Below are 26452 nucleotides of genomic sequence, written 5' to 3'. Positions count from 1 at the left end.
AGCCTTTTTTAATCCAAAGGGACAGTTTGAGCGTAAGTGGACTGAATGTTTTTAGTTCACTAAACTCAGATGTTTATGAAATTTTTCGACGTATTTACCAAAAGCAGCTCGCTTACACTTGCTTTTCTCACTTCCCTGATATTTTTTTCATGCGAAGATCATCGTGTGCCGCCGACCGAGCAGGCACTTCCTGACAGGATTTTCTACGCATTGTCGGACAATAACCAATTGCATGAGATCAATATCAGAAACACTTCATCACCAACAAGATCTTTCAGCATTACCGGCCTTCAAGATGGTGATATGCTCGCAGGAATCGATTTCCGTCCTGCAACCGGTCAGCTTTATGCGATCAGCACACAAAGTAATCTTTACCAGGTCAATGTGAAAGAGGGCGACCAGCAGGGCAGAGCCACGAGAATCGGCGCCGCCCCCATAGCTACCACACTGACAGGCCCCGGCATCGGATTTGATTTTAACCCTACCGTCGACAGAATCCGTGTCGTAACCAGCACCGCACAAAATTTACGCCTTCATCCCGAAACCGGAGCCGTAGTTCCCGGTGACGCTGCATTAAACGGCCCTGCGAGCCCGATGGTAGGTGCAGTGGCATATACAAACAGTCGCGCAGGGGTGACCGCTGCACCTGCTGGCGCAGGTACCACTTTATATGATATTGATGCCCAAGCGAACATGCTATACATTCAGAACCCACCAAACCCGGGTGCCCTCGTTCCAGTGGGCTCCCTGGGTCTGGACATCGAGGATGTAGGCGGATTTGACATTTCTCCTGATATCAACGCAGCCGACGTTTACCCCATCGCTTCTGTGAAGTTCGGTGGAAAATGGGAACTTGATTTTGTGGATCTGGCTTCGGGCAAACTTCAAAAACTGGGTGATCTGCCAACAGGTGTTAACATTGTCGGAATTGCTATTCCTTCCCTTCCGGCGGCTTACGCGCTCGATCTTGCCAACAACCTGAAAATATTTAATCCCACATCCGGAGACGAGTATGGTACCAAAGCAATAACCGGTTTGCCCGGGGATGTGATGCTGATGGGTATGGATATCAGGCCAATGAACGGCAGGCTCTATGCACTGGGCAGCAACAGCAAAATTTATGGTGTAGACCTTGGTTCGGGCGCGGCCACAGAATTGGCCAGTCTGCGACTTGAAAGTACCGAGCCGGTCATGTTGAGCGGAACCTACTTCGGGGTGGATTTCAATCCTGCGGCTGATCGCCTCCGGGTGGTAAGCGACAATGGTCAAAACCTGCGGATCAACGTGGACAACGGAGTTACTATCCTGGATGGACCATTGAAAATCGGTGTCGCCGGGCCAACTCCTTTTGTAACGGCAGCAGGCTATACCAACAGCTACCCCGGCGTAATTCCTGCAAACACTGCCTTATATGATATTGACAGTGAATCCAATACCCTTTACAAACAAAGCCCGCCAAATGACGGAACGCTGGTGGAGCCCCTGAGTATCGGGGTGGATGTGGATCCCAATATCGGCTTCGACATAGGCAATGTTTCAGGCATGGGTTACGGTATATTTACAGTGGGGGGAACAACCAGCTTTTATACAGTTAACCTCGCTACCGGCGCAGCCGAACTCAAATACAGTTACAGCGGCCCAATCAGAGGATTGGCGGTAGGGTTCGGTTTATAATACCGAATCCGATTAAAAAAAGCATCCGGCGAGAAAGGGAACTTCTATTGCCGGATGCTTTTTTATGTGCCTATTTTTGTTTCAATTCCTGGAATGCCTCAGCATATCTCCTGCCAAGCTCGCGTGCCGAAGGGCTGTCGAAATGCGTTTTATCCCCTTTTTCTTTAAGGCCGCTGGCACTGACTGACATTGTATTTTTTAAATGCTTGGGTAAATTCAGGATCGCGGCATTGATGGTTTTTGCGTAAGGATGCCGATCCAGATAATATTCGGCCATCGTTCCCGCGGCGAATGGAAGGGACTTCTTTTTCAACCGTTTACGGAATCTTTTGACCAGTGCTTCCAGCTTTGCTTCGTAAGATTGTGATTTTAAAGAATCACTATCTGATTCACCCTGGTGCCACAGTATACCTTTTAATTCCCCTGATTTCATAGCCGCTGTCGCCCTCGCTACCGCGTCGTCATAAGGATGGCTTTTCGTTGGTTCATAGTATTTGCCCGGCTCCCAGACATCGATAGGCGAACCACCCACTGCACACGGAATCAACCCTATCACGATATTGGTGTCCTTTTCGGCCATGGCTTTTGCAAAAGAAAAACCAGGCCCAACGCCTATTACCTCAGGCTTGTCGAAATGTAGCGGATCGGATGCCAGCTCCCAGGTATTATTTTTGGTCAAAACCCAGACCTTCGGATTTTTCACTTTGTCCTGTTCCTCTACCACACCCCTTCCCGCCATATTCGATTGTCCGGCCAGAACATATAAATGAAACTTCTTTTTAGGAATATTTGGCTGCGCGGTGGCAGCTTGATTCAGTGTAACAAGTAGCAGTAAACTTAATACCAACTTCATCCTCTGATGGATTTATGTGAAATTTCACCAAACTATTCTGTCAGACTTTACTTTTGAGACAAAACCCTTAAAAACTTGAAAACTATGTCACATTCATAAACCTTAGTACTCAAAATCAGAGGTTTATAACAAACTCGTCAGCCAGTTTCACACTGGCCCCACGCCCTGTATTTTCATCTTCCGGAATCGTGTAAAACGCACCTTTCAGCGTTATGCCGCCTGCTTCTTTCTCAATCGATATCTTAAGAAAGCCGTGTCTCCGGTCGCAATAATTGACCAGCCTTACTCCGTCCAGTAAAGGATTATCTGCGCTGAAACGGTTGTCGGTGAGAGACGCGACCGGGTGCAGCTCGTCATAACCGCCACCACCCGCGACGATATAGGGTACAGTCTTACCGCCGGGATAGTCTTTTGCAAACCGTTGATAGTTATGTACATGTCCGCTAAAAACCACATCAGGCACAATACCGGTTTCAGCAAAAACACCTTCCAGAAAACGGATCATTTCAAGGCTTGACCCATGGTTGATATCGGCTGAATAGGGAGCATGGTGCACACAAAGTACCACGGCTTTTTCCTTTCGTTCCAGATTTGCCGCCTGCAATTCCGCTACCAGCCAGCGTCGTTGTTCAGCCTCGATTTTGCCAAATTTCGTGACATTCCCGTATAATCCGATGATCCGCGCGACAGGGGTTATCAGCGACCAGTACAGGTTAGGCTGAACCATACTTTTCCGCTCCGCATTCCCGCTGAAAGTGACGGTTCTTGGGCTGCTGTCGCAAAAAACAGCCCGAAAAGCGTCCAGACTGCTGTAAACAGCAGGATTATCGGGGTTGACGTCGGCATCATGGTTGCCGGGAATTGCAAATATCGGTGCGGGATAATGTTGAAAAGGTTTAAAAAACTGCCTTTCGTATTCTTCCCATTCTCCGTGATTGTAAACAATATCGCCCAGATGGTATAAAAACTGCGGTTTTCCATGCTCATCCGGCTGCTGATATTGCCTGACCATTTCACTGACAACTTCCCGCTGAAAATCAGCGCTGCGAAGTCCGCCGGTATCACCCAGCATATGAAAAACAAGTTTATTTTGACTGCCTAACTTCCTGATATCCTGTACATCAAGATGAAAAGGAAAAAGACCTGTGGCTTTTGGAAGAGGGAGAAATTTTCCCGAATCATCGGGGACATTTTTTTTTAAAACAGGAGTGCTATATTTTTGAGCAGGGTTCATTCAAACTTATTTTCTGATAAATAATTCTGTCGGGACTATCATGGTGGTTCAATACCAACCCGATCTTTTACTTATCATTAAACCGTTGAAAAACGGCAGCGGTTCACCAAAAGCGGCAATGTTTTCTGATTTCGGGTAATTGCCAGGCAAAAGTCAGAGCCCCAGCTGGCGTAGCAAACAGTTGGGCATAGCCTCAGACTACGTCCGAGCGAAAGCCGGACTCCGACCGGCACCAGGCACCACAGCAGCCTATAGTTTCCGCAATTTGATATTCCTGTACCAAACCGTACTCCCCCAGTCCTGCAACCCGATCCTGCCCACGTAGGAACCCTTCCCGATCGGAGCATTTTTTAGCCCGCTACCGGCGATTTTCTGTTTCCAGTCGGTACCGGCGAGATCGTGTTCCTGCACCATGAATTCGTTCTGATAAACCGTCAGCTTGTTCTTTTTAACAATAAAATGGATCTGGTTCCATTCTCCCTGAGGATTACCTTCCCGCAAACGTGCATTGGCCACACCAAAGAAGTCGCTCGCCCTGTGCGTGTTTTCCTTGGCCCCCTCGTAGATTTTATCATCGATCACCTGTAATTCAAGACCGGTGTCGTGCATGTTTTTGTTATTCAATGATTCATTGACAAAAAAGAAAATACCGCTGTTTGCATATTTGCTGACTTTCCATTCTGCCTTGAACTCAAAATCTCCGCTGATAACTTCATCAGTGACGATATCTCCGCCATTTTTAGCCTTGTTACCCGCCCGTTCCGGCACATTTAACTTGATCGCCCCCTGCTCTATGATCCAGGCAGCGCCTACTCCTTTTCCCCCGTAAGCATGCCATCCTTTCAGATCCTTTCCATCAAACAAAAGCTTCCAGCCTTCTTTTTTCTCAGTAGCGGAAAGCGCATTCAGACTCTGAGAATGGGCATTCAAAAATGCCAGGACAAAAATTAAAGCCAGTGAAGAAAATCTGATCATTAGATTGGCAAGTTTATGGTTCCAAAATACGACAAGTAAAATGGAGCAATAAAATACTGATATGTTTGCGGGGAAAAATCAGGACTAACCTGAATAGAACTGCAATAAATTATCGGACAAGCGTCAAAATATCAATAGAATCGAAATGCTTTCCTGTTCAGTGTAGCCTAAGACATATTATTTGCAACCGCAGTTGATCTACAAAAGATAAATTCCATTCACTCACCGTTGATCATTACAGGATCTATCTGGGTGAAAAAACATTAAAATTACTACATCTGCAATTTCTTCTTCCTGCTTACTATCGGCGAATTGCGTGTCTGGCTGTAAAGTCGGTATGTCTGCCATACAACCCCGTTCCCGTTGCCTACCATTTTGCGGTGTGCATACGTAACGATTTCATCATCCGAAACTATCAGATACGGCTGACGCCGGTACATCCGAAATGTATTTCCCTTTTTATCCCTGTAACCCCACAGCGAACCTTTGGCAATTTTCTCTGTACGGCCGTCCTCATAGACTACTTTAACATATTTACCTACACCCTGCGGCCGGATTTTCCTGATGCCCGCCGAGGTGCCGGAACCAGTAGGCGAATCACCATGATAGATCAGTGCAGGTTGTTGCGCATAAGCACTGAATATAGCTACCAAACTAAAAATCAATATGATAATCGTTTTCATGTTCATAGCAATTAGTATAAAATGAGTTACCAAATTAACGAAACAGCGAACGAAAAACTTTTGCATTATCATATTTATTCTAAAATAACGATCTTCGTCTCAACGAAAATGAATACGCTTAACACACTTGTAATCACACCTATGAAAAAGAAATCAGTCCTGCCTCCCATTTTGATGGCGTCGCTCTCTGTGGCCATGGCACAGGAAGCACCGGTTAAATCGCTAAACCAGTATGTTGAATTCCTGAGCAATTCCACCCAGGTGGTTGCCAACCGGTTTGAGATGGTCCGCGCATATCAGAAAGACGTGGCGCAATACCGTAAAAACCCAAATTCCGATCTAAGACTTCCGTCCTCTGGGCCACTCGAAGAATACTATTATCAAAAATCGCTTACTGCCACCGGGATCACTGCCGCTGAGAAAAAGGGCCTTAACGCAAGTACCAACGCAGTATGGGACCTGGTTACCAGGCTCGACGAAACAGGAAAAATGCTTGAAACCCATGTTCGGTTGAATGCCTACAAAAACGATAACCTGAAACAGTCGGAACTGCATATAGCCGAAATGCAGGCGATTTTCAGCAAATTCAGCAGCGAGAAAAATGCCTTTTACATACAAATTCAGGACATTTACAGAAAATATCAGCCATACATAGCCACTGATCCTTATCTGGCGGCAGAAAAAGAAATGGAGCATGTACTGGCCAGTCAACAGCAACTACTCGACTCTTTGCCTTATTATCTCCATGAAGAGGGCCAGTTTGAATGGCCTGCGGCACTGGTGCAGAAGAGCTTGCTGGCTGACGAAAAACTGCTTTTGACATTTGGAAAAATGCAGTCTAAACTCGCATATCCCGCTTCCGCAGTAATTCCGGATTTCAAAGAAGCCCTTTCAGCTATGCAAAACCTGAAACGCCGGGCTTTGGACGACCATACCTTCGCAGCCCGTCAGTCGGCCCGACACGGAAATGAGGTCTATTTAGCATTGCTGAAACAGTACAATCAGGATCTGCTGGTAACGCAAAAATCATTTGTAAATTACAGCCAGTCTGCCAGAAAGCTGCTCTATTACGTTGCATATAGCCCCGTAATTTCTACTGAACCGTCTCCGGCAACCTCCCGGGCCATCTCCCGGACTGCGCCTTTCGAGGACAATCCGGTTCAAACGTTCAGTACCATACGTTCATCAGCTCCGGCTAAGCCTGCTACCGTAAAAGCACTGAACGGTTACGTGGAATTTATCAATGAATCGCTGCGGCAGATGCATTTACTGCAGCTATTGCTCCGGAATTACCAGAGCTCAGCAGAATATTACCGCGATCCCGAAAGCGCAAAAAAACGGGCAAACCTCTCCTACAAGCATGAGGATTACAAAATGCCCGTTTCCGAATATGCACTATTGAAGAGCGCCAGCACCTCGCTCCCGGAAACTTATCGCAAAGCTGTCACGCAGCAGGCGGAAGTTTTGATGAACATATTAAAGGAAATGGACGGCCTGAGCATAGAATTGATTTCCTACACTACGCAGAAACAATACCTACAGGACCAGCTGAAACGTTCGGACGAAATCCTTGACCGGTACGCGGAGCTGTTCACAATCCTTGACCACAAAAAAGAGCAGCTTTACAATGATCTGCGACGTATTCATGAATGCTATCCCAATGCCACCCCGACGGCTTCCTGGTACATAGCCGGAAATGCCTTGCTGAAAACAATGGATGACGACCGGGAAATCCTGTTTGGCATCAAGGACTATTTTCAAGGCAAAAAAGACCAGATCCCCAATACGCAGGGACTTGCATCCGGCGCACAGCAACTCATAGCCGACGAATACAAAAACCTGAAAGGACTACAGAGATATGGCCGAAGCAACGGGCTTTGCCCCTACTCGCCTTACGAGGATCTTGCCGCGAACTCGTTACGGTTTGCAGAGAAAGCGGGAAAAATAAAAACCGTTTCCCCGGGCTCCTCAGCACATCCTTACGAATCGTTTTATTATTTCTACAACAACGAGCTGGTTTATCAATACAACAAATTCATCGAACTATCGAAGGCCGGTTTACTGAAAACGATCAACCAGCCCGATCTTTTTACATTCCGCAGGGTTTCTTCTCAAAAGCCAGCTGAAATAACGCCGTCAAAAAAACAACCGGACAACACCAGACAGGATCAGCGCCCGGAACCCACTGCGGGCAATGTCAGGACGGAAGAAATACCTTTGACAAAAACCGAAAAACCGGCATCAGCAAACGCCGGACAGGCGGCGCAGGCCCAGCATGATACCGTGTATGTGGAACGTCTCCGCGTAGATACGGTATATGTGGACAGAAATGCAGGTTTGCAGCAAGTAACCCGTTCTCTGGACGGTTTTGCAACGAATAATATGGTACTGCTGCTGGATGTTTCTTCCTCAATGAACTCTCCGCTGAAAATGCCGCTGCTGAAACGTTCGATCAAATCGCTTTTAACCCTGCTCCGCAAAGAGGACCAGATCTCCATTGTTTTGTATTCAGGTAAAGCCCGGGTAGTACTGAAACCGACATCAGGCTCCAAATCGGCCGAGATCGCCCGGATGATCGATTTGCTACAGTCGGACGGGGATACCGACGGAAATGAAGGTATCAAACTGGCGTACAAAACCGCTAATAAAAACTACATCCGCGGTGGCAACAACCGGATCGTGCTGGCAACCGACGGCGAATTTCCCGTCAGCGATGAAGTTTTGCAAATGATTGGGGCAAACGCAAGCCAGGACGTTTATCTGACTGTATTTACCTTCGGAAAAAATGAACATACCGGCCAGAAACTCAAAAAACTAAGTCAACTTGGCCAGGGAACCTACGCCCACGTCACCGAAGCCAGCGCGGATTTACAGCTGATCCTCGAAGCACAGGCGAAGAAGCAGTTGGTGAAATGATTTTTCTTTCCGGTACGCATTGATTTCCTCCTGAATCTCCTCGGGTGACATTTTTACATTGGGCATATCTACGTCGAGTTCATTAAAGAGTTGGTCAATCCTACGTTCCTGGATCTTTTTTGTAATGGCAAGCCCCTCCTTTGCCGGAAATGAGTCAAAGGTTTTGCTAAATCGACTTGTGTCATGGAAGAGCCGGGCATCGATACAAGGTTTTGTTATAACCAGTAAACGGCCTCAATTACTATTTTTATTGATCTGAGTTATCCAGCAACACATATCAGCGTATATTCGGGCTTTTCAAACGTGGCAGAAAACCCTCGTCTCCCTACATACCAACCTTATGACGATTTACGAAAACAAAGTCCGGGAATATGAAACGGCACTTGCGGAAGCTGAAAAAGAATTAAAAAATATCTCGACGCTCAGGCTACTGGCTTTCGTCGGATCGTTTGCGCTAATCATCTTTCTGGCAAATGCAAGATTAGCGCCTTTAGTCTGGCTACTCGTGCCCGTGTGTATGCTGGGTTTTGGTTTACTGATCAGGAACTATAACAAGCTCTCCTATCAAAAAAAGAACATCACTTTTCTGAAAGAAATCAATGAGCAGGAAGTTCTAAGACAACAGAATAAACTCTCCGGTTTTCCGTCGGGACAGGCTTTTATTGACCGTGACCACCCCTATTCCGCCGACCTGGATATGTTTGGCCCGCATTCACTTTACCAGCTCATCAACCGGGCCACCACTGAGTCCGGGCAGGTGCTCCTCGCAGAGTTCCTCACCAGACCAGCTTCCGAAGAAATAATCATTCAGAGACAGCATGCGATCAAAGAACTCACTCCCAACCTGGACTGGCGGCAGGATTTCCAGGCAGCCGGAATGCATTTTACCAATTCAAAAAGCGGCTATCAGAAACTGCTGACCTGGATAGAAAAACCGGCGACATTGCTCCCGGATCAACTGAAATACATGTCTGTCAGCATATTTCTGGCATTGGTCTCGACTGCCGCAGCAGTGTATTTCGTCTTTGGCATGATGTACTATATGCAGGATTTTTCACTGCAGTACATACTCCCGTTAATCATTTCCCTGATCATTAATTCCCTGTATTTAAAGAAATTGAGGCCGGTTGCCGAGGACATCATCGACAACACGCACCATAACGTGATCATTCTCGGGGGATATCAATCCCTTATTACCAAGATAGAATCAGGACATTTCCAGTCAGAAATACTCCAGCGTCTGAAGTCTGCTTTCAGTGCGGGCACTTATTCGGCGGCGCACGAAATCAGCGGCTTGAAAAACATTCTTTCCGTGTTTCAGATGAAAGGCTCCAAACGGTCTGTCGGCAAAAATGACTTTTACGCCATTTTCAATATTTTATGGCTTTTTGATGTCCACCTCATTATCCTTACCGAGAAATGGAAACAGAAAAACGGGTCGCAGCTCAGGACCTGGGCGGGTTCAGTGAGTGAATTCGAGGTACTGAGCAGTGTGGCGGGTTTCGCTTATTCCAATCCTTCTTTCACTTTTCCGGAAATACAAAAAGAGCCGTACAGCATACATTTCGAAACGCTCGGGCATCCGCTGCTCAATCCGGAACGCAGGGTATCCAATGATTTTGACCTGGAAGGGCGGGGCGAAATTGCGATGATCACCGGCTCAAACATGGCAGGCAAAAGTACATTTCTCAGGACCGTCGGCATTAATCTGGTGCTGGCATTGATAGGCGCTCCCTGCTGCGCAAAGTCGGGAAGGGTGTCGCACATGAAAATTTTCACCAGCATGCGAACACAGGATAACCTCGAAGAAGGAGTTTCTTCCTTTTACGCCGAGCTGAAACGGATCGAGCAGCTACTGAAACTGATAGAAAGCGGGGAACCCATATTTTTCCTCCTGGATGAAATGTTCAAGGGCACAAATTCGGAAGACAGGTACAAAGGCGGTGCGTCCCTGATCAGGCAGCTGAGTGAGCTTAATGCTTTTGGAATGATATCAACCCACGACCTGGAACTTGCCCGGTTAGCGGCAAAGCACATGATCGTTGCCAATTTCAGCTTCAACAGTGAAATCAATTCGGGCGAGATCATTTTCAATTATCGGCTTACCAAAGGCATCTGCACGGATTTCAACGCCAGCGAGCTCATGAAAAGAAGCGGCATACGTATCCTTTCCGATATCACCCCTTGATCCCCGCACGGAACGCCAGCGGCGACATCTGTACCGTCTTGCTGAAAAGCCTGGAAAAATAGGCATGGTCTTCATAGCCAAGAGCAAAGGCGATTTCCTTGACGGTTTGGTCGGTATAGTACAGCATACGACGGGCCTCCATCATAATTTCCTGATGAATCCAGTAACTCACCGGAAAACCCGTGGTTTGTTTGACAGCTTCATTCAGGTAGGGCGTTGAAATGTTCAATGCTCCGGCGTAACCGGCAGGACTTTTCAGGGTTTTGTAATTCAGGAAAAGCAACCGCCTGAATTCCCTGGTAATAACAGCCGGACGTTTCTCCGTCAAATCGGCACGGGTAGTTTCACGGGCATAAAGCGTAGCAAACATACCGGTGAGCGTATCGGAGAGGGAACGAATGACTTTCTCAGGAAACAGGTTTTCTTCCCCCTGCCCGAGTACTTCGTAAAGCAAACTGATGGTATTTTCCAGTACAGTGGACATTGCGTCTGAAATCCGCAGCAGCGCAGGCTGACAAATCCTCTGCTCAAAAAAGGCTTTATCGCTTTCGGCCATAAACGCTGCATCCAGGGCAATAAACCAGCCCTTTGTATTTTTTACGGAAATCCCGTGGTGTACCTGCCCAGGCATGATATAGGAAATGGCCCGCCCGTCGAACCATACTTCCTTGAAATCGATCATTATACCGCTTTCGCCTTCCTGCTGAAAAGCAAATATAAAATGCTCGTCCCGGTGCGCAGAGTTCAACACCGTGTTTTCGAGGTCCCCGATCTGAAAGGGCATTACCATGATGCCGCGCTCTTTCAGGTTTTCCATCGAATGGACCGGTATGACCGATTTCTTTGCCATAGATACTTTCCGCCGGTTTTTGAATGCTCCCAATTGGGTACAAAGATAGGTTGTTTCTACAACCCTGTTTTGCCCTCGGCCCAGTAAGCCTGCATGAGGATACTCTTGCCGGGCACATCTCTTTTTTTCAGCACATTTCTGAAATTCCGGACAGAAGCCGCGTTACCGATGAGGATGAAGTTTCCGTTATGCCAGTTTCTCCAGGTATCGTTTTCAAAAATGGGTAAACGCGTGAGTAAAGTTTCATTTTCGGCTCCGAATTTTTTGGGGATTACTGAATAATTTGTCAGGCCGAGGCGGTCCGGCAGATCCCTGTTGGCGTCATCGAGCTCGAAAACAAACCTGAATTCCCGCCCGCTTCCGAGCCAGAGCGGGTAAAGTGAAAAGGCCACACCCAGACAGGTTTCATCCCCGAACAGCAATTGTGGTTTCTCAGGCTCCCGGTATACCTTCTTGCCTCTCGGCATACTGATCTTCAGAGTATCGTTCACATCCAGCGCAGCGATATAGTTGCTGCCCGGCGCATCGCCGTGAATATGAAACATGATCTCCATCGTGCCCCTTTCAGTATCATAAAAAGTGGGCGTATAATTCCGGTGCTCTATATCACTCACCCTGATCACCACCGCATAGCCCGGCTCAAAATGCATGTTTGACAAATCGCCGGAAAAACGGATCTGTTTGAGAGACGGATTGATGTATTGGGTATCGGTTACGGTCATGACGGGCATCCGGGAAGCCAGCAGGCTTTCCATCGCATCCCCTATCCATTTTGACATTTTTGGCATTTCTTTCGCTGTATTGGTATACGGCAAAGTAAGATCCGGAAACGGGCAACAGCAATGCAGGAAAGCTGGCAATGATTGGACGAATCGAGGGGATGGCAAGCTTGCTATCGGTCTCGGATGTTTTGCGGACCGTAGGCTTGTGCCGGTCGGAAACCAGCGATTACCCGGACGTAGCAAAATGCTACGCCCAACTCGACTGCATAAAACGACAAATGACTAAAAATGACCAAACCTGACCACCGTTAACCAAAAATACCCCTCCCTTCAGCAAGATTAGATTTTAATTATAATCCGCAGCCCGCCGAAAATATACATTTCAAACCCATTTTCTTTGTAGCAGAAATATGTAGAATAGATGCATTCATAGCCATGACATTTCAAAGTTTAGCACTTCGGATGAAGGAAGTAAGGGACCTTCAAAAAGAGTATTTCAGAACCCGGGACCTGAACGTTCTCGGAAGGCTGAAGGACATGGAAAGGGAGCTTGACATATTGGTAAACAGTATCATTACAGCATACCAGGGGCGGTTACCGCAAAATTTCGATGATTCGTACGTAGATGTAGACCAGTTTGGGCTGTGAGGATCTGTACTTTGGCTATCCTTTTTACTTCCCGCTGCGGACATTGCTGACCAACTTTTGCACTTCTCCCGCGATACGGTCTTCGATATCCCCTGCCCAGCGCCATGCAGGCCGTCCGTATTCATCGAGGTGAGAGCCTCCCTCATAGCCGCCTTCTTCCCAAACCCGGCGAGACGGGATATAGGCAACCATATCATTGGTATATCCGCTCACCCAGGTCGCAGCTTCTCCAAACTCCTTTTTGAACCGCAGGGAATAATCCACCACGGCTTCGCCACCTATGCCGATCAGCAGTAACTCTTTGCCCAGCTGCCAGGCCTGAACCGGATACGGATAAAACGTCGGGAATACCTCACCGTCTTCAAGTTTCGCGAGCATTCTTTTGGCCCACCGTGCGTGTATCGGATTGGTACCGCTGGCGATTGGCAAAAGCTTTTCCCTTGTCGCCACCTCTTCGTAGTCGATATTGACAAAGCTAAAATCCGTTTTCAGACCCTTCGAAAGGAGTTTCATCGGCTTGCCCAAAACATCTTTCACAGCAGCCGAAAGCATCTCACCATATTTTTTGCACAGCTCCAGTGTTCTGCGCGGCAGCGGGTTCTGGTCGCCTCCGCAGGTGTTGAAGAACATCGCAGAAGTGCCCGGATAAGTGGCTTCCAGGTTCGCCTGGGCAAATCCCGGATAGTCGCCCGACCATTCATTACCCGCCAAAGTTGTCGGGTGGCATGCATAACCGAACAGTACAGCCAGCAGTTTTTTACCTTTTTTTCCCTTCACCGATAACACTGGCACATCGTGGTCTACTACACCCTTAAGTTTCCCTTCGGCGATGAGCTGAGGCACCTCCGCTTCCTTGTTTTCGCGCCGGTTCACGGCAAATGTACATTGCCCTTTGCTAAAATGGATTTCAGCAGACTGCATCGTTTTCAATGCCTCTCCTACCGCCTCTACAACCTGTGATTCCATCCAGTCCGTATAGGCGCGGACCTGCTCCCGCTGGTCGTCGTCGCTGGGGTAATAATCCACCAGGTCGTCCGTAAGGCAGGGACCCGAATGATTATGGGAAAAAGTCAGCATAAATTCCGAACGGTCGAGCCCGAAGTTTTCATTGACTTTTTTATAAAGACTTTCATAAATCGTGCGTGACATGCCCTGGTTATCGGACGTTACCAGCACGGCCTTTTTGCCGCTTTTATCCTGCAACGCCAGAACCTTCACCCATATATCGTGCAGCTTGCCCCCGGGTACACGCTTTGTGCCAAAACCCGCGAGCCAGACACCATTTTGTGGCGTGATCACCCGCCTGCCTACCCCACCTTTCCAGTCCGCAGCAGCGTTTTCCGTTGGTCTGCCCGCCGCGGTTCCGATCTCCGGGCCGGCATTTCCGAGCAGTGCCAGCACAGAACCAAGCGAAAGCGCCCCCAGAAATTTGCGGCGGGCTGCATCATGTTTTTTCTCAGGATCAAAGCTGTTTTTCTGTCCTTTCATGTTTTTTGAATGATCTAGACAGAAGGAAGTTTATAGCCGTTATGGTACTCTTTGGCAATGAGCTTATTCGCCTCATCGTCATCGAACTTGCCTTTTTCTTTGTCCCAAAACAACTTTTTACCCGTCCTGTAGGCAATGTTGCCCATTTGGGAAAAGATCGCAATATCTGCCCCTACCTGAATGGGCGCATGGAGGTTTTCCAGCTTTCCCGACCTGACCACCTCAATGAAATTTTTGGCATGAAGGTCCAGTCCGTTGTCTGATGATTTCGTGAGCGGAACAGCCTCCATCTTTTTACCTTCCGGTATGACCTCCCAGCCGTCCCGGTCAAGCACCAGCGTTCCGTTGTTCCCAATGTAGGCGATACCATGCTGACGGTTATAAGGGCCGCCATCGATCCCCATAGCTTGTTCCCACTGGATATTGAAGTCATCAAATTCATAAACCGTAGTGAGGGTATCAGGTGTTTCCGCTCCGGAATCGGGAAAAGCAAACTTGCCGCCGGCGGCCATGACACTCCTCGGATTGGCTGCTTTCATTCCTAAAAGCGCGTAATCGAGCAAATGTACACCCCAGTCCGTCATAAGCCCTCCCGCGTAATCCCAGAACCAGCGGAAATTAAAATGAAACCGGTTGGGATTAAAAGGTCTTTTTGGTGCCGGCCCGAGCCACATCGCATAGTCTACACCGGCTGGCGGGCTGCCATCCGGCTGTTTTGCAATCGGTGTTACCCAGCTGAAATACGACCATACTTTCACCAGCCTTATTTTACCCAGCTTTCCTGAATGGACAAAATCCATGGCATCCCGGAAATGTTTCTGGCTCCGCTGCCACTGCCCCACCTGCACGACGCGGTTGTAACGCTGCTGGGCAGCTACCATACTCCGGCACTCTGCGATAGAGTTTCCGATGGGCTTTTCCACATATATATGTTTTCCGGCCTGGCAGGCTTCCACCATCATCAGGCAATGCCAGTGGTCCGGCGAGCCGATAATCACAGCATCAACGGTTTTGTCGGCCAGTAACTGACGATAATCGGTATATGTCTTTACTTTGCTCCCCTTGGCGGCGAGTTCAGCGGCCCGCTTGCTGAGGACATTCTGGTCCACATCACAGAGGGCAACGCATTCCACCCCAGGGTTTTTGAGAATAGCCGTAAGATCCGACCAACCCATTCCGTTCACACCAATCGCCCCTACCCTGACAGGATCAGCGGCATCCGTCAACGCGGGAAATGCAGACAGAGAAGATGGGATCACTGTTGCAATACCTGCCCCGGCTACAATGGCCGAAGCAGAACTGATGAATTTTCTCCGTGAGTTCATCATGATTACAAACCTGAATTAGCTATTGTATCCAAAGTTCATAACCGGAGAATCATACTTTTGCTTTTCCCGATTTCCTGCACAGCTGTTCTCCGTTTTCCGCATTGAAAGCCGCTGGAAAAAGTGCTACACAGAAAGGTTAAACCCGGTACTGCCCAGCACCTTCCCGTTAACCAGTATTTCCAGCACATGTTTTCCTGAATAGTGTTTCCGGGTGGTCAGATCCTGAAATAGTTGCTTTTTACTGACGGCAATCTGCTCCCCGGGCAGAAGCGTTACCTCCTTAAGCTTGAACACCTTCCTGGAATTGGAGCCGGAGGCTTTTGCATAATGAACGGCATAATCGATGACCAGCTTCTGCGGATCTGCTCCTTCGCTGACAAGCCCGAAGCTGAATTGCAGTGAATCGCCCAGGTGCAGATCCGTTTTATCAATTGCCAGATCCGATAGCTGTACCCTGGCATCATTCCCGAAGCCAAAAATCATCAGCGCCTCTTCATTGCCTTTTTTAATAAGTGTACGAACCGCATGTTTGATAATCCAGGCTGTATGCTTATGTTGTTTGTCCCAGCTTTTCACCAGCTGCAGCATATAAGCGGTATTGTCTTTGGAATGATCGTTCAGATGATTGGCGACCGATTTTCGTACATAAAGCTCTTCATCCGCATTCAATTTTTCCAGTATCCCTCGGGTAAGTGACGGCTGTTTGATGATTTCTTCCAGCTTGAATGACCAGGGGAGCCGCGGCCGGCTGCCTTCCGAAGCAAGCCTGCGCACATGCGGATTTTTGTCATCAGCCCATTTGTGCATGACGTCCAGGGTTTTGGCAAGATCCGTTTTAAGAAATTCGCGTATGGCGAACTCAGCGGAGCCAAGGGTAGTGAAATACCGCAGCGCCTCCATGGACAGATCGAAATGACCTTTGCCATACAGCGCCACGAAGTCCGGCAAGACCAGCGCCGTGTAGCCGCTTCGCAGGGCAGGTGCAGCAGTGTACAGAATGTCCACGGCCTTTTTATAATCACCCGGCAAATGTTTCCTCAGTACCAAAGAAGTATTGCGCAGCCTCCCGTTGAGGGAAAGCCCCTCCATTCCGCGGGTCACATCCGTGAAAAACGCATCTGCACTAAAATTTTCGTCCGCTTCACCGAATGCATACGAAAAATGCCGGTAAAACTCATGATTGAACATTTCCTTAAGTGGCTCCATGAAAGCAAAAATAGCAAAGTAGACATAATACTTCAGACTCTTTGTATACACATATACTCCGCTTCAATCACGGAAATCAAGAAATTAATAATTTCAAGGTTACATATAATAATTTTAATTTCGTTTTACTTAACTTAATGCCTCATTCTCAACGATTGCAATACAACTATGAAAAAACCACTACATGCCAGTGCGGTATTCTCCGGAAAATGCTGGATTATCCTGGCCCTGCTTCTGACTTTCACTTTATCTCACACAGGGGCGTCTGCACAACCTGGCTCAGTGATTTTACAGGAAGAATTCAACGGCAACTCCCTGAGCTCAAACTGGTTACCGGACGAAAACTGGTCTGCCCAGAGCGGCTTCGCGTACAACGTACAGGATATGGGCGCACTGATTACTTCTAAAAAATATGATTCAGATTCCTACATTATTGAAACTACAGTAAAAGGTTTTACCGGAAGTTACTGGCGTCAATTCCGGTTCATTTTTGGCCAGGCAGATCCATCTGACCCGAAGGCCTATGTCCTTACCTACAGTCCCGATACAGGCGGCACGCTAACGCTGGGATGGTCCACAGACAATATTTATCATCCAACATCCATGCTGGATGAGGTCAGTATTTATCCCCGCCTCGAAAAAGACCAGCCGCACCGGTTTAAAATCGCCCGCTACAAAAGCGGCCTCATCCAGATTTACCTTGATAAAGGCACAGGATATGGAAAAACACCTGTTCTTGAAACGATAGACAAAAATTACCAGAACTCGGGACATTTTGGCTGGCAGGTTTCGACGCAGACAGCAGGTGAGATTTTTTACATCGACCGGATCGAAGCACGGGTGCCGGAGGTTGAAAAACCCGCAGTCCGGGAAAAACCGAAAGAAGACGACCTGATCACACAGGTATCGGCATCCACCGGCAAATCTTACAAAGTTTCGAAGTTGTCGAAAGGCTCCGAAATTTATGTAGACCGCTCGTTCCAGATTACGTCCGTACCGTCTTATTTACAAGGCGCTTCGTTTGTTCAGACGGCTATGGACGACAAAAAAGAGACAGACAAGTTTGAACTTGTAACCTTCATGAAAAAGGCGGTTGTGGTGTATGTAGCCTACGACCCGCGGGGATCCGTACTGCCGGCATGGCTGAATGGCTGGCATAAGACAGGGGATGTGATCGGCACTACCGACCCTAAAATGAAGTCGCTGCAGGTGTATAGTAAGCTGGTAGATTACTGGCAAGTATACCCCAGGCCTTTCATAATGGGAGGAAACATGGCCAGCCCCGCCGCCGGTGCGCAGGCGAACTACATTGTTATAGCTGTTGAGAGACCGGTAATGGGCAACCTGGAAGCGGAAAATGCTGTGGTTAAAGGTGCCAAAATCGCGTCGGACCACGCAGGTTATGATGGAAACGGTTTTGTTGATTTCGTAAATGACAAGCAGGATTACATCGAATGGACCACCGATATCAAAGTTCCCGGTACCTACACGCTCAGCTTTAAATTTTCGAACGGATCGGCAAATACACGTTCTCTGGCACTTTCTGCAAATAATGTGGCCGTGGGAACGGCATCGTTTTTGCCGCTTTCCAGCTGGGCAAACTGGGCCAGCTATTCAGGGCCAAGGGTGTTTTTAAAGGCGGGAACACATAAGATCCGGTTAACGGCAAATGGACAAAGCGGACCCAACATTGACTATCTGAGTGTCGACTACTTCGATGCCTCGCCCCAGGGCAATAGCCTTGATATGCTCGCCAGAACCGCCAGCCCGGAATTCGACGTGATCGGGGACATAATTGATCCCCAACCTGTTGCCTACCCCAATCCTTTTGAACACAGCACCAAAATTTCCTACCATCTGCCGGAAAAAGGCCGGGTCAACCTGACCATTTATTCACTTCAAGGTAAGAAACATGCCGTATTGGTGGATCAGATGCAGGAAGCCGGAAACCATCAGACAGAGTTCACGGCAAACGGTCTTCCGGGTGGTATATACCTTTACCAGTTACAGCGGGGTGATGTGATAAGTGTGGGTAAAGTGCTTAAAAGGTGAGTCAGGCTCCGTTTCTGACCTGCGGCAGCCAGTTGTCGAGCAGGTCGCGGCAGTTGAGGACTTTTTCGGCCAGGTCATTGCATACATAAAAATAATGGTTGGATGCTTCGAACCCGAGCCGGGCGTCGCCGCCTTGTAGCAGCGCCATGCGTTTGGCCAGTTCAATTTCCTGTAAAAGTATTTTTTCAAGCTGTCCGGCCAGTTCCATTTTCAGCTTTTTATCTTTTTCCAAAGCCAGCTGATCCCTGACAGTCACAAACATAGCCTGGTTAGCAACCGTACTGTAATGTATGGAAACCGTTTCTGCCACCCCGCATTCGTCTGCCAGTGCCTGGCGCATTTGCGGGGTGAGCTGCATACGGGCAGTTTCCTGCCTCAGCCTGGCAAGCGCTTCACTAAAACCCCCAGCCACTTTCTGCAATTGAGAAATAAAAATATCAACCGGATAATTGGCCCGCCAGCTTTTTACATCATCATACGCCAGTCCCACCATACTGGCCTTGTAACCAGTAGGTTTAGACCACAGCAAATTGGAAGGCCCTGCCTGCAAAGGCGCCGAATACACCACGCCAACGTGGTAAGGAAACTCGCTGAAAGCTTTGCTATACTGCCGCCAGGCATCCGTAACGGCTACCCCTGCGGCCCCAAACCTGCGCTGCGCCACTTTCTGCATGGCTTCCAGTGGTGAGATGGTTTTGCTGCTGCCCATTTCTGCTACAATTTCCAGATTAGGCGACGGATAGCCGCCCAATGTCCAGCCGAGCATCAGCCCGTCCACCTGGGTATTCCGAAGGTTCCGGGCATGCGTGGCCACATTTTCCATAGCCGGGATATATGGTACGGCTGCAATTTCCCAGGTACAGCCCGCCTGGATTTTCGCTATCGTTTTCAACCCGTTTTTCCGGGCGATCGCCCAGTGCCGCAAAGCGCGCGGGCCTGGCCCTATGGACGAGATAGAATACTCCCCGACTTTGTTTTTAACACCCCCGCGATCAATTTCAAGGTCCCACTCGCTCACGCTCATCAGTGAAGCACTTTTGGGCAATGCAGGAATAATATCTTCCGCCCAGCCATTTTGCCACCCCCAGTCCCAGACGATCAGCCCCGGCCCTTTTTTCTGTTTATGCTTGGTCAGGCCTTGTTTTATACCTTTGAGATAAAGCTGGTTCAGTTCCGCAATCACCTCCGAAGGGCCGCGTTTTGCGCAACGCGGGCACTCCGCACCTTTTCCGTGCGACCAGCAATTGGTATGGTTTTCGGACGCGGTGATAGAGAAAAAACCTGCCAGATCGGGAACACGGGCGGTGATCGTCGCCATCGAATCCACGAGGTACTTCTGCACTTGCGGGTGGCTGGTACATAGTGACGCCTGATCGCCGATCTTCACGCCTTTCAGTTCCGGGTGTTTTTCAAAAAAAGCAAGCGGCATAAACCGCGGTTCATTGAGATACAGATAAATGCCGATGCCGTGTTTTTTAGCCTTTGCAACGAGTTTACCCAGATTTTCCAGTCGCTGTTCCCAATGCTCGCTCAGTGCCGGGTCCCAGGGAAAAGGCGTAAGCTTGGACAATACAATGTGCATCCAGGTTCCATCCATGCCCGATGCAGCCATTTGCGCCAGGTAACCGTCAGGGTACGGATCAATATCCGGCTGCAAAAGCGGATCACCGAAAAGGGCAAAATAGGCATATCCAAACCTGGGAGCAAATCCCGAAGGCGATTGCTGCCCTGCATTTTCGGGTGCTTTCGAAAGGTCGGTTACAAACTGGAACAAAGGCTGACTATGCTGCGGCAAACCATCCCGGAACTCTTCGCTGACCACTTTGGACAGCCATTTTTCCCGCTCTCTCACCGCTTCCGTTGAAGCCCGGAATTGTACGGGTTCGCATTCCGGCTTGATGCTTCCGAGTTTGATGTAGAAAAAATCATCCTCCTGCAAGGTGAAGGTCAGTTTCTCGTCAGTCCAGTCGAGGAGTTCAAGCATCTGCTCCCTGGGAAGCAGGTGCCAGTTGCGGCGGATCACGGTAAGGTAGCTCCGCTGCTCCTGGTCGGAAGTTACCGGTTTCGGTGCGGGCAAGCCCATCACCGAGGCAAGTTTGTATATTTCTTCCGGACTCGTTTTCAACACTTTGGACAACCTTTCGGTGGAAACCAGCCCCCAGTTTCTCCACAAAAAAGCATGCAGATTATCAGGAAAATGGGATAAAGGCAGCGCAGGATTTGCAATATTCCGTCCGTTGGCGAATGTCAGCGAGGGATTTATTGCCAACAGACCGGCGGTTGCCAGCGTAGCAGATCTTAAAAATTCTTTCCGCGTAAGTGTCATTGTATTGTTCAGGGGTTGGCGCCTTTGAGTTGATCGAGGAGCTCGAATAAAGACTTTGTGATTTTTGTGGAAGCATCTACTTCCAGGTAACTGGATTTCGCCCGCCAGGTTTCATAGCCACCCAGTTTGTGGTGCTCCGGCGTAGGCAGGTAACCATTGTATCCGTTCGCCAGCGAAATGCTGAATGTGGGTTTGAAAGGACTTCTTTTTTTAATATCGAGGCCAATTTCAACAAAAACCTCGCAAGGTATGGCCGTAATCGCCAGGTCGCCTATGCGAAAGGCCTGAAGAACCAGCGGTACCTGATCGGGATAATCTTTGATCGCCATCGTTTCCCGTGCATAAATTTCTTCCATGGAAGTCATAACAGGCTTATTTGCCTTTGCAATAATATCCTTGGCCCTCGTCACCTCGCCCGCATCCGGTTTCCTGACCCCGAGAAAAATTTCTTTCTGCACGCTGGTCAGCGATACCCAATCCTGGTATTTTATATTTTGATAAACCTTAAAAACCTCTGCTCCGATGATATTGGCGACCGACCTCATTTTTTCATAAGGCTTCACCGGGTCGGGTATTTTTCCTCCCCAATTGATGTTATTAATGTTGCCGCTGGTACCATTGGACATGATCGGAACAAATGGCGGGTCCTGCCCTTCCACACCCACCATTTGCTGCATGCGGTTGGCAAACATTCCGTAGTAGTCGGCAGAGATTTCTCCCGGGCCCACTCCACCCACATAATGCAGGGAATAATTGGCCAGCAATGCAATAGGGTTACCGCTAGCCGATTGGACGGATATCACCGGAATTTCAGGATCGACCGGCCCGGAGGGTTCCAGCAGATCAGGGTTTTCAATGCCCGGGTTCATTTTCACCTGGTCTTCTTTGCCAAACGGATTCATGATCGGCTTGCCTGGCTTCATTTTCCAGCGTCGGTTAAAAACCTGGGTCGCCTCGCTCCCGACACCCCAGCCGATACGGGCAGGGGCCAGGTTGTGGTTAGCCCGTATCACCGCGTCGGCAATACGTTCGCTCAGGAATTTAACATAATCCTTATCGGGATCACTTTGAAAAACCGAACAGGCTGTACCGCCGGAATGGGTATGGGTGGCAGACATCATCATGTTGGCAGCAGGAATTTTGGTCACCTCGCCCGCACGCTTTTTCGCTTCGTCGATCACCTCTCTGGGGATCATACAAAGATCCGACACCACGATAGCGAGACGGGTCTGCCCGTCGTCCAGCACCAGCCCGCGCGCATGCGTTTCGTCATGTACGCTTTTGATGGTAATATCCTGCATGCCACCATTGTTGGAAGTACCGATCTTGGGTGTAATGTTGCTTGTGGCCGCTCCTGCCCGGAAAACTTTTCCGGTAGAGGTCTGCTGAGCCTGAACCACCGGCGCCCACAGCAGGAACGTAGCGGCAAAAATCAAATTTTTCATATATAAAAAGGTTTAGGAAACAATCAGTAAAGCTTAGCTGCCGGCTTTTAAAAACGCGATCAGTTGCGCCATTTCATCTTTGGTCATAGTCTGTTCCAGCCCTTCCGGCATCAGGGAAAGTCCGGAGTTAGCCAGCGATTTGATGTTCTTGCGAAGGATCGATTCCTGTGTACCAAAAGCCGTTTTCAAAGTAAGGCTGTTGTCGGTTTCCGCCATAAGCCATCCCGAAAACGACCGGCCATCGTTGGTTTCAACGGAAATCGCCTGATAAGCCGGATATACCTCGTAATTGGGCACGAGGATATGCAGCAGCAACGCATCTGCCGGCTGGTTGCGCACACCGGTCAAATCAGGCCCGACTTTCCCGCCCTGGCCTGCGTAGGTGTGGCAGGCGGAACAGGCTTTTTCAAATACTGCCTTTCCCGGTTTTGCATCGGCATTGGTATTGAGTATGGCCCGGTAATCCTGATAAACTTTCATTCTGCCGCCCCCTTCCAGTTCTCTGAAAAGATCCTTGGCCCTGTCACTTACCGTTTTTTCTTTGTGTTTCATCAGCCGCTGCCTGTCCATGGAAGAAATCTCCGCAGGCGCTACCACCCCATGCTGTATCGCATTGAAAAGCACGTCGATAAACACCGGTTTGGAAACAAGGGCCGAAACCACCGCCGATCTTACCTGGGGCGTATAATTCGTCCAGATGTTTTTTTCTGTCAAAAAAGCGCCCCCGCGGGCATCGCCCAGACGTGCCAGCGCAGCCACGGTTTCCATCTGTAACTCGGGAGGATTTTTTGCATCCATCAGTTTCCTGAGCATGTTGCCGCTTTTATCAAAATCGGTATAACCCAGGAATGCGGTGGCCGTGACCCGTGAGCCGGGCGGCAGCGCAGCATTTCCCGCCCGTACCGAAGCCTGGCCGATGAACTTGTCGAGCAGCTGCTTTTCGGTTGCAGAAGCATCGTCGCCCAGCAGCGCATATAAAATACCTTTCGGGGATTTTTCAATTTCTGTCCGCCGGCTTATTCCCTCAGCCAGACCAAGCGCAGTTGAAATGCGGGAGCCGTAATCGCCCGGAACCGAGATCATATCTTTTAACAAAACGCGGCAGTCGGCCAGCGCAGCCCCGTTCCCAAACAATTGCCCCAGATCCTGCATCACGGCGGTAAAAGCTCCGGGGTTCACTTTTGATTTGGAACGAAAAGCAGCCAGGAATTCCGGCAGCCGGTTACCGATTCCACTCAGCACAGCCGCCCTTACCCAGCGGTCGGCTCCGTCTTTTGCGGCAATTTGCGCCAAGGAAGCAATGGCCTCCTTTCCCTCGATCGAACCCAGAACCAGGGCCGCCGTAAAACGCACCCGTGCGGCGGGGTCGCTGGCAGCCGAGGTAAGGGTGTTCAGAAGTCCGGGATTTTTTTGGTATAAATGCCCTGCCAGCAAAACCACATTTTCACGCACGCCCGACTCCTTGTCGGCCCATGCGGTTTTCAAAGTCCGGACGTCGAGTGCTGCATAAGAATCCAGCAGCCACAAAGCTTTGAGGCGGCTTTCAGGGATTTTTGAAGTGGTTGCAATTTGTTTCAAAAGCGGTACTGCTTCCGGTTCCCTTCTTTCGAGCAGCAGCCGGTGGGCTGTCTGCCGCTCCCACTCCTCGGGCGACTGCAATGCTGCAACCCGCTCTTGCATCGTTCCAAAACGGGTAACCTGCTTTTGGTCTTTGAAATTACTATTGACGATCCTGTAAATCCTTCCGTCCGTTTTTCCGCTTTCAAAATCCAGTCCGCCCCGCGCTTCTTCGGGCACATAGGAAGGATGATCGATCACTTTCCTGTGCATATCGGCCACATACAAAGCGCCCTCGGGACCATGCTGCAAAAACACCGGCCTGAACCATTCGTCGGTGGAAGCAAGAAATTCTTTGCCTTTATAAGGCAACTCCGAAGTAAAAGAGACGCCTTTCGGAGAAACAATCTGCCGCTGCACCAGGTTTTGGGCCGACTCACAAATAAAGATGTTACCGCGGTGGGCCGGAGTAAGCCCCGAACCATTGAAAACGGTAACGCCGCTGGCGGATGTGAACGTGCCCGTATGCGACAAACCAATTAGTTTCGGTATAAATTCAGCAGAAGTTACCGCCCCGCTGATCGGGAAAACGGTAGCTTCGGCTTCCACTTTAGAAACATTTTCGGTGGTTTCTGTAAAAAGCAAATGCGGGTTCCGGCGCAAATACCACGGCTCCATCACGATCTGCCGCACCGGATGCCGGTTGGAACAGCCAAACCGCCGCCCGTAAGCATCAAATGTCAGCCCGAACTGGCTTCTGCCGCCAGTGGTTTCGAATTCAAATGTTTCGGGATTAAAACGGGAGTCGGACGCGGAAAATGAAACGGCAGGCCGCTCGGGATGCAGGGGCGATGTTACTTCCCCGCTGTTCAGTCCGCTGGTAACGTATACCTTACCATCGAGTCCAAGCGTGGGGTGGCTCACACGGATTTGGGCGGTTTGTTTGTTGCTGAAACCGGTCAGTACCACCTGTTTGATGTCAGCTACACCGTCCCCGTCGGTATCTTTGAAATAATAAATGTCCGGCGCGCAGGTCACAAACACCCCGCCTTTCCAGACCATCAGACCGTTCGGATACGTAAGCCCTGTCGCAAATTCGGAGCGGTGATCGTATTTTCCGTCGCCGTCCCGGTCTTCCAGCAAGGCCACCCTGCCCAGCGTAGTGGGCGTACCTCCTTCGGCCGGGTCGGGGTAACCCCGGTCCTCGACGACATACATGCGCCGGTTTTCATCAAAAGCCAGCGCGACGGGATCCATCACAAGTGGTTCTGCGGCGATCAGCTCAATGCGCAGGCCGGGTTCCAGCCTGAAACTTTCCATCGCTTTTTTCAGCCGGGCAGAATCCGCAAAGGCGTAGGATGAAGTTTTTCTAAAATTATTTTCGCCCGTACCCGCCAGTATCAGCATGAAAATCAGCGGGATAAGAGATAGTTTGGCAGTGTAGTGCATCGGTTTTCTTATTTCTTTACCAAAGGCGTGAGTTCCACCTTTCTCACAAACATTTCCGCACCTTCAGACTGGATCTGGATCCGGCCGACCGACGGTTTTACCCGCATAGCCCTGTTCACCAGCACGCCATTGAGATAAAAATAAATGTCATCGTCCATCGCGATCACCCGCACTTTGTTCCACTTGCCTACCGGCTTTTCGATATCTTTCGCGCCCCTGAAATCTTTCACATCTTTCCACGAAGGATCACGCGCAAACCAGTTGATCCTTCCCTGATGGATCGTCACATTTTCTCCGCCCTCTTTATAGATATAGGTTCCGCCCTGCTTTTCGGGTGCTACCGGGCAGGTAATGGCAAACTTGTCGCTACCGTCGCCTACCACCAGAAAATCACCTGTTCCACCTTCAATAATCTGACATTCAATAGAGTACATCCAGTTTCCCGAAAACGCTCCGTCCTTTCCCTGGGAATGGATCAGCACCCCGTTGTCGCGGGCGGCTGTAACCCTGGGCGCATGGGTTTTGTCGCCCCATTTAAATTCCACTTCCAGGTCATAGTCCTCATATTCCTTGTTTGTTGTAATACAGCCGTACTCATAGCCCGAAATGTGGATTTGCTTTTTTTCAACCTTAAAAACCTGATCAGGGTCTTTGTCACGGCCCTGTTTATTCAGATAGGTGTACCAGCCGTCCAGATTCTTCCCATTGAATAAAGGAACCGTCTGCTGCCTGACAAGATTATTGTTTTTCAGGGTTTCAGCGGCGGTCTGGGCGTAGTTCTTTTTGGGTGTTATTAAAAAAAACGAAAGCAAAAGGCAAAAAACAAGGCGGTTGTTTTTCATGAAGTCAAGGGGTTTA

Annotated in this window: 18 protein-coding genes; 5 read left to right on the top strand and 13 right to left on the bottom strand. The window is 49.3% G+C overall.

Going from position 1 to position 26452, the window contains the following annotated elements; all coding sequences use genetic code 11:
• The first annotated feature begins 75 nt into the window (after positions 1-75).
• Positions 76-1674 (top strand): DUF4394 domain-containing protein, encoded by a 1599-nt coding sequence (locus FBF61_RS15645; RefSeq protein ID WP_138478819.1) that lies wholly within the window; start codon positions 76-78, stop codon positions 1672-1674.
• Between the two features lie 70 nt (positions 1675-1744).
• On the opposite strand, the gene FBF61_RS15640 is transcribed toward FBF61_RS15645, so the two are convergent.
• The 4 genes from FBF61_RS15640 to FBF61_RS15625 form a co-directional block, all read right to left on the bottom strand.
• Entirely contained in the window at positions 1745-2527 is a 783-nt protein-coding gene (locus FBF61_RS15640) for a sialate O-acetylesterase (protein WP_138478817.1), read from the bottom strand.
• A 115-nt stretch (positions 2528-2642) separates the two neighbouring features.
• Positions 2643-3761 carry a metallophosphoesterase family protein gene (locus FBF61_RS15635; RefSeq protein ID WP_138478815.1) on the bottom strand — a complete coding sequence of 373 codons (1119 nt, stop codon included), beginning with the start codon at positions 3759-3761 and terminating at the stop codon, positions 2643-2645.
• Between the two features lie 249 nt (positions 3762-4010).
• Positions 4011-4736, bottom strand: a complete 726-nt coding sequence (locus FBF61_RS15630; RefSeq protein ID WP_138478813.1) for a 3-keto-disaccharide hydrolase — start codon at positions 4734-4736, stop codon at positions 4011-4013.
• A 272-nt stretch (positions 4737-5008) separates the two neighbouring features.
• Positions 5009-5419: a hypothetical protein gene (locus tag FBF61_RS15625; RefSeq protein ID WP_138478811.1), complete on the bottom strand. Its 411-nt coding sequence runs from the start codon at positions 5417-5419 to the stop codon at positions 5009-5011.
• Between the two features lie 141 nt (positions 5420-5560).
• On the opposite strand from FBF61_RS15625, the gene FBF61_RS15620 reads away from it, so the two are divergent.
• Both FBF61_RS15620 and FBF61_RS15615 read left to right on the top strand, forming a co-directional pair.
• A complete protein-coding gene (locus FBF61_RS15620) occupies positions 5561-8335 on the top strand; it encodes a vWA domain-containing protein (protein ID WP_138478809.1) in 2775 nt (924 codons plus the stop codon).
• A 340-nt stretch (positions 8336-8675) separates the two neighbouring features.
• A complete protein-coding gene (locus tag FBF61_RS15615; RefSeq protein WP_138478807.1) occupies positions 8676-10523 on the top strand; it encodes a MutS-related protein in 1848 nt (615 codons plus the stop codon).
• On the opposite strand, the gene FBF61_RS15610 is transcribed toward FBF61_RS15615, so the two are convergent.
• Together FBF61_RS15610 and FBF61_RS15605 are read right to left on the bottom strand one after the other, a co-directional pair.
• Entirely contained in the window at positions 10513-11373 is an 861-nt protein-coding gene (locus tag FBF61_RS15610) for a helix-turn-helix domain-containing protein (RefSeq protein WP_138478805.1), read from the bottom strand. The genes FBF61_RS15615 and FBF61_RS15610 overlap by 11 nt on opposite strands.
• A 56-nt stretch (positions 11374-11429) precedes the next feature.
• Positions 11430-12152, bottom strand: coding sequence for a siderophore-interacting protein (locus FBF61_RS15605; RefSeq protein ID WP_166444545.1), 723 nt, complete (start codon positions 12150-12152; stop codon positions 11430-11432).
• Between the two features lie 405 nt (positions 12153-12557).
• On the opposite strand from FBF61_RS15605, the gene FBF61_RS15600 reads away from it, so the two are divergent.
• Positions 12558-12743, top strand: coding sequence for a hypothetical protein (locus FBF61_RS15600; RefSeq protein ID WP_138478801.1), 186 nt, complete (start codon positions 12558-12560; stop codon positions 12741-12743).
• A gap of 24 nt (positions 12744-12767) precedes the next feature.
• Here the strand turns inward: FBF61_RS15600 and FBF61_RS15595 are convergent, their stop codons facing one another.
• The 3 genes from FBF61_RS15595 to FBF61_RS15585 all read right to left on the bottom strand — a co-directional run bounded on the left by FBF61_RS15595 (position 12768) and on the right by FBF61_RS15585 (position 16765).
• A complete protein-coding gene (locus tag FBF61_RS15595) occupies positions 12768-14231 on the bottom strand; it encodes a neutral/alkaline non-lysosomal ceramidase N-terminal domain-containing protein (protein ID WP_138478799.1) in 1464 nt (487 codons plus the stop codon).
• 14 nt (positions 14232-14245) lie between these two features.
• A complete protein-coding gene (locus FBF61_RS15590) occupies positions 14246-15559 on the bottom strand; it encodes a Gfo/Idh/MocA family protein (RefSeq protein ID WP_138478797.1) in 1314 nt (437 codons plus the stop codon).
• A 123-nt stretch (positions 15560-15682) separates the two neighbouring features.
• Positions 15683-16765, bottom strand: coding sequence for a DNA alkylation repair protein (locus tag FBF61_RS15585; RefSeq protein WP_138478795.1), 1083 nt, complete (start codon positions 16763-16765; stop codon positions 15683-15685).
• Between the two features lie 168 nt (positions 16766-16933).
• Between FBF61_RS15585 and FBF61_RS15580 the strand changes: the two genes are divergently transcribed.
• On the top strand, positions 16934-18817 hold the full coding sequence (locus tag FBF61_RS15580) for a T9SS type A sorting domain-containing protein (protein ID WP_138478793.1): 1884 nt from the start codon (positions 16934-16936) through the stop codon (positions 18815-18817).
• 1 nt (position 18818) lies between these two features.
• Here FBF61_RS15580 and FBF61_RS15575 read toward each other — a convergent pair whose 3' ends face one another.
• The 4 genes from FBF61_RS15575 to FBF61_RS15560 are packed head-to-tail and all read right to left on the bottom strand — an operon-like array spanning position 18819 to position 26436.
• Positions 18819-21143 (bottom strand): hypothetical protein, encoded by a 2325-nt coding sequence (locus tag FBF61_RS15575; RefSeq protein ID WP_229215066.1) that lies wholly within the window; start codon positions 21141-21143, stop codon positions 18819-18821.
• Between the two features lie 8 nt (positions 21144-21151).
• Positions 21152-22588 carry a neutral/alkaline non-lysosomal ceramidase N-terminal domain-containing protein gene (locus tag FBF61_RS15570; protein ID WP_138478790.1) on the bottom strand — a complete coding sequence of 479 codons (1437 nt, stop codon included), beginning with the start codon at positions 22586-22588 and terminating at the stop codon, positions 21152-21154.
• A gap of 33 nt (positions 22589-22621) precedes the next feature.
• On the bottom strand, positions 22622-25594 hold the full coding sequence (locus FBF61_RS15565) for a PVC-type heme-binding CxxCH protein (RefSeq protein ID WP_138478788.1): 2973 nt from the start codon (positions 25592-25594) through the stop codon (positions 22622-22624).
• Between the two features lie 8 nt (positions 25595-25602).
• Complete coding sequence (locus FBF61_RS15560; RefSeq protein ID WP_138478785.1) at positions 25603-26436, bottom strand: 3-keto-disaccharide hydrolase; 834 nt, start codon at positions 26434-26436, stop codon at positions 25603-25605.
• Positions 26437-26452 lie beyond the last annotated feature (16 nt).

The organism is Dyadobacter bucti, from assembly GCF_005869225.1.
GTDB lineage: Bacteria > Bacteroidota > Bacteroidia > Cytophagales > Spirosomataceae > Dyadobacter > Dyadobacter bucti.
Note: the sequence above shows the minus strand (reverse complement) of the source record. Positions and strands in the feature narration are given on the sequence as shown.

Coding starts and splice junctions, on each gene's coding strand:
- FBF61_RS15645 (WP_138478819.1), top strand. CDS start 76: ATGAAATTTTTCGACGTATTTACCAAAAGCAGCTCGCTTACACTTGCT.
- FBF61_RS15640 (WP_138478817.1), bottom strand. CDS start 2,527: ATGAAGTTGGTATTAAGTTTACTGCTACTTGTTACACTGAATCAAGCT.
- FBF61_RS15635 (WP_138478815.1), bottom strand. CDS start 3,761: ATGAACCCTGCTCAAAAATATAGCACTCCTGTTTTAAAAAAAAATGTC.
- FBF61_RS15630 (WP_138478813.1), bottom strand. CDS start 4,736: ATGATCAGATTTTCTTCACTGGCTTTAATTTTTGTCCTGGCATTTTTG.
- FBF61_RS15625 (WP_138478811.1), bottom strand. CDS start 5,419: ATGAAAACGATTATCATATTGATTTTTAGTTTGGTAGCTATATTCAGT.
- FBF61_RS15620 (WP_138478809.1), top strand. CDS start 5,561: ATGAAAAAGAAATCAGTCCTGCCTCCCATTTTGATGGCGTCGCTCTCT.
- FBF61_RS15615 (WP_138478807.1), top strand. CDS start 8,676: ATGACGATTTACGAAAACAAAGTCCGGGAATATGAAACGGCACTTGCG.
- FBF61_RS15610 (WP_138478805.1), bottom strand. CDS start 11,373: ATGGCAAAGAAATCGGTCATACCGGTCCATTCGATGGAAAACCTGAAA.
- FBF61_RS15605 (WP_166444545.1), bottom strand. CDS start 12,152: ATGTCAAAATGGATAGGGGATGCGATGGAAAGCCTGCTGGCTTCCCGG.
- FBF61_RS15600 (WP_138478801.1), top strand. CDS start 12,558: ATGAAGGAAGTAAGGGACCTTCAAAAAGAGTATTTCAGAACCCGGGAC.
- FBF61_RS15595 (WP_138478799.1), bottom strand. CDS start 14,231: ATGAAAGGACAGAAAAACAGCTTTGATCCTGAGAAAAAACATGATGCA.
- FBF61_RS15590 (WP_138478797.1), bottom strand. CDS start 15,559: ATGATGAACTCACGGAGAAAATTCATCAGTTCTGCTTCGGCCATTGTA.
- FBF61_RS15585 (WP_138478795.1), bottom strand. CDS start 16,765: ATGGAGCCACTTAAGGAAATGTTCAATCATGAGTTTTACCGGCATTTT.
- FBF61_RS15580 (WP_138478793.1), top strand. CDS start 16,934: ATGAAAAAACCACTACATGCCAGTGCGGTATTCTCCGGAAAATGCTGG.
- FBF61_RS15575 (WP_229215066.1), bottom strand. CDS start 21,143: ATGACACTTACGCGGAAAGAATTTTTAAGATCTGCTACGCTGGCAACC.
- FBF61_RS15570 (WP_138478790.1), bottom strand. CDS start 22,588: ATGAAAAATTTGATTTTTGCCGCTACGTTCCTGCTGTGGGCGCCGGTG.
- FBF61_RS15565 (WP_138478788.1), bottom strand. CDS start 25,594: ATGCACTACACTGCCAAACTATCTCTTATCCCGCTGATTTTCATGCTG.
- FBF61_RS15560 (WP_138478785.1), bottom strand. CDS start 26,436: ATGAAAAACAACCGCCTTGTTTTTTGCCTTTTGCTTTCGTTTTTTTTA.